Raw genomic sequence first — 6,106 nt, forward strand, 5'->3', positions numbered from 1 at the left:
ATGTTGGAACCATTGCTCAGACAGTTGGTCCAAACCCCTTTTTCGAATGCTTTAATACATTTGGAAGAAATATCATAAATCACCATACCATTTACAGGGGCTACAACAGCAGCCGTATTAGCCACTCGAGGGAATAATAACGCCTTATTAGTGGCAGTAATGTCTAAAGCAGCACTTGGATTTGGGTTATTCGTACCTATACCTACTTGAGCATAACAACTAGAGGCAATTATTATAAAAATAAAAAGTAATATCTGTTTCATATTGTGAAATGTTAGAGGCGGGTTACTTGTTGAAACGGTGAATCGGTTAATTGTTTAAATGTTGTTTAAAAGTTTAAAGATTTAAGGTTGTCTATAGGTTTAAGGTTTAAAAGTTTAAAGGTTGTTTAAAGGTTTAATCGTGCAATCGTTTACTCTGTAAATTGAAAATCCTAAATTCTACATCTTAAATCCTAAATTTTAAATCTTAAATTTTAAATTCTACATCTTAAATCCTACATCTTAAATTTTAAAAGATGATAGGTGTGTCCCTTTATTGCACAATAAACTCACAACGCCTATTTATTTTATGCTCTTTCTCTGAACACTTCACACCATCCGCACAGTGGTTCAATAATTGGTACTCACCAAATGCTTCATAAGTTAATCGCCCTTTGGATACTCCAAATTTGATTAAATAATCAATCACCGCTTTTGCTCTTTTTCTAGACAACTCCATGTTGTAAGCAAAAGAATGTCTGCTGTCTGTGTGTGTGCGGATCAAAACTTTAGTATTTGGAAACTGATACATCATTTCTATGACTTTTTGTAACTCTACTTTTGATTCAGTAGAAATTGAATAATTGTCAAATCCAAACGTAATCGGTTGTACTAATAGTTTAGACAAATCATTGCCTTCCACCAATAGCCTGTCTTTTTTAAGCATCGTTACCGCTTCGGTATTACTCTTATCCTGATCCACATTAACCATTATCTCAATTGTTTCATGATTTGGAGCCGTAAATTCTAGGTAAAACAATCTGTTTTTGTCACCATCTACTTTAATCGAATATTGTCTTTGTTTATCTAGAGCAAGCGTTTCTATAAGTTCATGATCCCTATTATAGACCTTTACCTTCAAATCATTAATAGGCTCCTTGGTCTCTTGATCTACTATAGTTCCTTCTATAGTATAGCTATTGTCTGTTTGGAGTGACTTCTCATATTTATAAATATCATCCTTCCCTTTTCCGCCTGCTCTATTTGAACTAAAAAAACCAGAAACAGAATCCTTCTCTATAAAACAAAAATCATCAGAAGAACTATTTATAGGCTGTCCCACATTTTGAACCGGATTACTAAATTTTCCATCTTTACTATCCGTTACAAAAACATCTAGTCCTCCTAAACCGATATGACCATCAGAAGCAAAATATAACTTGTTTTGGCTTGAAATGAAAGGAAACGTTTCTTTTCCAACCGTATTAATCATAGGTCCTAAATTTTGAGGTACACCATAGCTTTTAGCCCCCAAAATATCGACTTTATAAATATCATTCCCTCCAAAACCCGCTGGGTTATCGGACACAAAATACAAGCTCTTTTCATCAGGACTCAATACTGGATGTGCTGTATTGTACCGATCATTATTAAAAGGTAATTTCACCACATCTTTCCATTTCCCATTTTTAAAAGAAGCTTTATATATTTTGAGTACGACCGGTGTCCCTGCTTTAGTAAGCCTGTTTGTTTCTCTATCAAAATACGTACTACTAGCCGTAAAATACATGGTCAATCCATCTTGAGTAAAAACTGGTGTGGCCACATGATAAGGTGACCGTAATTCTTCAGAAAATAAGCTTATATCATTTACCCCATCTGGAACAGCCATCTTTAGTTTAAAAATAGTAGAGAAAAAATCCGATGTCCATGGATCTATGGCTCTCTTTGTTTTTCCAAATGCTCTAGTAGAAGTAAATAAAAAATTCCCTCCAAAGAAAACCCCACCAAAATCAGAAGAAGCACTATTGCTTTCCAAATTAGAAATAGTATAAGAAGCTATTACTGGCTTTTTACTTTCTTCTAGCAAAGCATTAAATTCCCTAGGCTTTTCTATCAAAGCATTAGTTGATGCTACTTCTTCAAACATTCTGAAATACTTTTCAGCATTATCATAATCTCCTACATTCTTAAGTGATTGTGAATAACGATAGTAATAAATAGGGTCTAATTGTTTTTTAAAATCAAACAAGAGCTTATACCACTTATGAGACTCATTATACAGACCATTAAAATAATAGGCATTGCCTAATCTTTGCAGTAACTCTACAGATGTAAATCCTTTATCAGCCACTTTTTCATAAATGGTAATAGCATTAAAATACCCAAAATTGTCATATAATTTATCTGCTTTTTTAAGCAACTTTTGTTCATTTTGGGAAAAAGTAAGCCAAGTAAAAAAAAAGAATATAAAGAATTGTATAAGTTTAACTTTCATAAATTAAAAAAAACGAGGTGAAACAATTCTACTATTTTTAAAGTCAAAAATACTAAATCGTAAAAAAAGCTCATGAGAACTATTGCCAAAGGTGGTTAAACCAGAAGAAGAGAAATCATACCCATACCCTATATACAAATTATTTGAAACTTGGAAGCCTGCCAAAGCACTAACACCCTCTCCTTTAGACCTATAAGCTGCACCAATAGTAAAAAAATCATTAAACAGGAAGGATGCCGACACGTCAGTTTGTATAGGCGAACCCTCTACTGCTTTAAACAATACCGAAGGCTTGAATTGAATGTTATAATTTAAATCAAAAACATAGCCTGCCGTAAGATATAAATGCATTTTTTCTTTAGCCTTAGAGGCTATTTGATCCTTATAATGCTCTGTCTCTAGTAAAAAAGGAATCGATAACCCGACAAAAGATTTTTCGGATTGTAAATACAACCCCGTACCAATATTAGGGGAAAACTTATTGTCAACATTGTTTTGAAATGCTTGATCATTTGGATTTTCAATATTTAATTTTGAAAAATCAATATTAAGCAAATTAACAGATGCTTTTAAACCAAAAAACAAACGATATTCTGATGACACATCTATATTGTATGAAAAATCCAATCCAAACGTACTTTCATCCGAGGGCCCTATCCTATCATTCAACACCGAAAGTCCCAGTCCCATTCTTTTATACATTGGCATAGTAAAATTAACATTGGCCGTTTTTGGAGCACCGTCAATACCCACCCATTGCGCTCTATATAAGGCTGAGATTTCTGTAAGATCTCGCGAACCAGCATAAGCCGGATTAATAGTACTTGTAGCATACATGTATTGGGTAAATTGTGGTTCCTGTTGTGCATACAAGCATTCAAAACTTACAAAAAATATAAGCCCCAAAAAAACAAGACGCTTTGAGATTAGTATTACATTAAACATGTTTGCAAAAATTTAAAGATTTATATATAAATAGCCAACCTTTTTTGTTGTCTTCCCTGATTTTTTATATGTCAACACATAAAAATATGTGCCTACTGGCAACTTAGCACTTTTGTCAATTGTCATTGAAGATTCTGAATAGCCACTAAACACATTACCATTTGTATCATAAGCTTTGGTTTCATATACCTTTGTTCCCCAACGATTATAAATCTCAACGGTATTATCCTCTCCTATTAACCCTTGGAATTTGAGATAATCGTTCTTGCCGTCTCCATTTGGAGAAATTGCATTATTAACAATAATATTATCCGAAGAAGAATCTACTACCCTAGCGATAGTAAAAACTCCATAACCTGTAACCTCCACTGGTGAGGTAACTGTTTTATCCCCCTTATCAACCACTCCTCCTTGATCTACCCAAAGCTTTTTATTCGCATCCCAACGCACTATATGTAGGGACTCATCTGAACCTGAAGTAAGTTCTGAAGGCGTTGTAGTCTCATCCCAGCTAAGGGTTAAAATAACATCTGCTTTACCAGCTACTCTTTCAAATACCCAATATTCTTTATTATTTATCACTTCAATTGAAGCTTCTTTATTTGAAAAAGGATATATCGCATTTGGATTATCCAATACATATTTCTGAGTATAAGCATCATTAATCGTTTCTGGGGCTGTAATCCCCGCCAAACGATATTTACTATTTTGCCCAATAGGGAAAACAAAAGAATCATTGCCTTTTTTTTCAACCAATCCCTCAACATAACTATCATCATCTGCATTAAAACAAGTAGCCCCATCTTCAAAAACTAATGATCCCAAAAGGGGATCTGATTTTACAATTCCTTTTTGAAAATCGACTTTACCAAATACAGCAATATCATTTGAGACCCTGAAAGCGTATTTATCGCTAACGTTGTTAAACTCTACATTGTTTAAATCAATTGGCAAATTACCTACTATGTTCTGATATCCTTGTTGTCCTCTAAAACGAACGATCCCAGAAGACAGATTAGGAGAAAAACCAAAATATCCATCATTCTCAAAGTGATTGTACAAAAATAATTCGCCATCATTTACAAAATCACCCGAAACATCATTCTTAAACTTTTCAATAGTACTCAGTTGAGTGCCTGGCTCAACAGAAAACATTCCCTGATTCACCGTTTGTGCATCACAGATTATAGGTATAAGTAATACAAAACAGAAGATTAAATATTTTTTTAAAAAAAATGTCATAATTCAATAAATTAATTAAATAAACAATCATACCCTTTTGTAACACTTCTTATTCTAATGAAATCTACTCATAGAAAATAGCACCAAAATGTAAAAACAGGTATATGTAAAAAAAATACATTCATTTAAATCATATAAAAACACAATTTAAAATGAATGTATTTTAGCATTATTATATGTTAGTAACGGCTAACAATATACCAGTTAGTCCCATCAGATTGAAAAACCCATCCTTGTAACCACACACTACCATAAATAGAAGCAACAGAATCAATAGTACCTCCTGCAGAAGCAACAATTACACCGTTGTCATCACTACTAGTCTTTTTTACACTGTATTTTTTTCCTGCATTGCCTGTTGCAGCTGGCAAAGTAATTGTAACATCACCTGCAGCTGTATCTACTAAAATTGACTCATCTTTTAATAACAAAGTATAACTTGCCGTTTTAGTAGAAATAGCACCTTGTACACTAGCATAAGGAATCGTTTTTAATACGTTACCAGCTCCAGATGTAACCACGATTTGATCATCTGTAGCTGTTGTACTTGCTGCCAAACCTGATAATGCTAATGTATTTGTTGCATCTGTTGTTATGGTTGTAGCTTCAGAAAGCGTTCCCCCTAACTTAACATCTCCACTAAGACGAGTTAAACCATTTATGGCATTACCCAAAACATCAACCTCAAGACTTGAAATGCCATTTACAGTAGATTTCAATTTACCTGTAGTTACTGTTAAATCATTAGTATTAATAATTGGAGCTCCTGCACTGGTTTTACCATTAACCGTCACTGTAGCAGTATTCACTAAAGATGCATTAGACACAACCGTATCTGCATCAGAAGAGAATTTTTTCCATTTATTATCTGGTGCTCCTGACCAGTAGTAGTACCCTGGTGAAAGGTTTTTAGCAACATCAGTAGTAGTATTGTATACTAACAAACTGTTTGCAGGATTTACAACAGGAGCTGCTGCTGTTAAATCTGTTAATGCGACATTAGGCATTAAAACCCCTTTTTTGTTAGATCTAATATCTAACATAGCTGATGCATCTGGCGATGGCGTACCAATACCCACTTGCGCAAATGAGGCAAACCCACATACTAAAAAGGCGCCAAGTAATAGTTTTTTCATAATAAAAAAAATTTAGAGTTATATATTACTTCAAAAGTAATCACGAGCTAACCAATAAACCCTCACTAAGTAATAAACGGGCGTCTTGAAAGAATAGACGGTACAAATACAATGAAAAACTGTAAAATCTTGTGAAATCAGGAGGGAATGGAGAAATGCGAGAAGGGAGATGTAGGTTTAAATTGTTTTAAAGTTTAAGGTTTAAGGTGGTTTAAAGGTTTAAATTGTTTAAAGTTTAAAGTTGTTTAAAGTTTAAAGTTTAAGGTGGTTTAAAGGTTTAAATTGTTTAAAGTTTAAAGTTTAAG

Annotated in this window: 4 protein-coding genes and 1 pseudogene; all 5 read right to left on the reverse strand. The window is 33.5% G+C overall.

Translation table 11 applies throughout. From position 1 onward, the window contains the following. Nucleotides 1-263, reverse strand: a pseudogene (locus FLB_RS05350) (hypothetical protein); the annotation flags it as partial. A 271-nt stretch (nt 264-534) separates the two neighbouring features. After that, on the reverse strand, nt 535-2,403 hold the full coding sequence (locus tag FLB_RS05355; RefSeq protein WP_197488939.1) for an OmpA family protein: 1,869 nt from the start codon (nt 2,401-2,403) through the stop codon (nt 535-537). 78 nt (nt 2,404-2,481) lie between these two features. Continuing rightward, nucleotides 2,482-3,423: a type IX secretion system membrane protein PorP/SprF gene (locus FLB_RS05360; RefSeq protein WP_157490548.1), complete on the reverse strand. Its 942-nt coding sequence runs from the start codon at nt 3,421-3,423 to the stop codon at nt 2,482-2,484. Between the two features lie 12 nt (nt 3,424-3,435). Next, on the reverse strand, nt 3,436-4,665 hold the full coding sequence (locus FLB_RS05365; RefSeq protein WP_064714942.1) for a gliding motility-associated C-terminal domain-containing protein: 1,230 nt from the start codon (nt 4,663-4,665) through the stop codon (nt 3,436-3,438). Between the two features lie 179 nt (nt 4,666-4,844). Further along, nucleotides 4,845-5,801, reverse strand: a complete 957-nt coding sequence (locus tag FLB_RS05370) for a hypothetical protein (RefSeq protein WP_064714943.1) — start codon at nt 5,799-5,801, stop codon at nt 4,845-4,847. Nucleotides 5,802-6,106 lie beyond the last annotated feature (305 nt).

This window comes from Flavobacterium succinicans (assembly GCF_001662485.1).
Lineage (GTDB): Bacteria > Bacteroidota > Bacteroidia > Flavobacteriales > Flavobacteriaceae > Flavobacterium > Flavobacterium succinicans_A.

What these genes read in the sequence shown, in the direction of transcription:
- FLB_RS05360 (WP_157490548.1), bottom strand. Translation starts at nt 3,423, where the DNA reads ATGTTTAATGTAATACTAATCTCAAAGCGTCTTGTTTTTTTGGGGCTT.
- FLB_RS05365 (WP_064714942.1), bottom strand. Translation starts at nt 4,665, where the DNA reads ATGACATTTTTTTTAAAAAAATATTTAATCTTCTGTTTTGTATTACTT.
- FLB_RS05370 (WP_064714943.1), bottom strand. Translation starts at nt 5,801, where the DNA reads ATGAAAAAACTATTACTTGGCGCCTTTTTAGTATGTGGGTTTGCCTCA.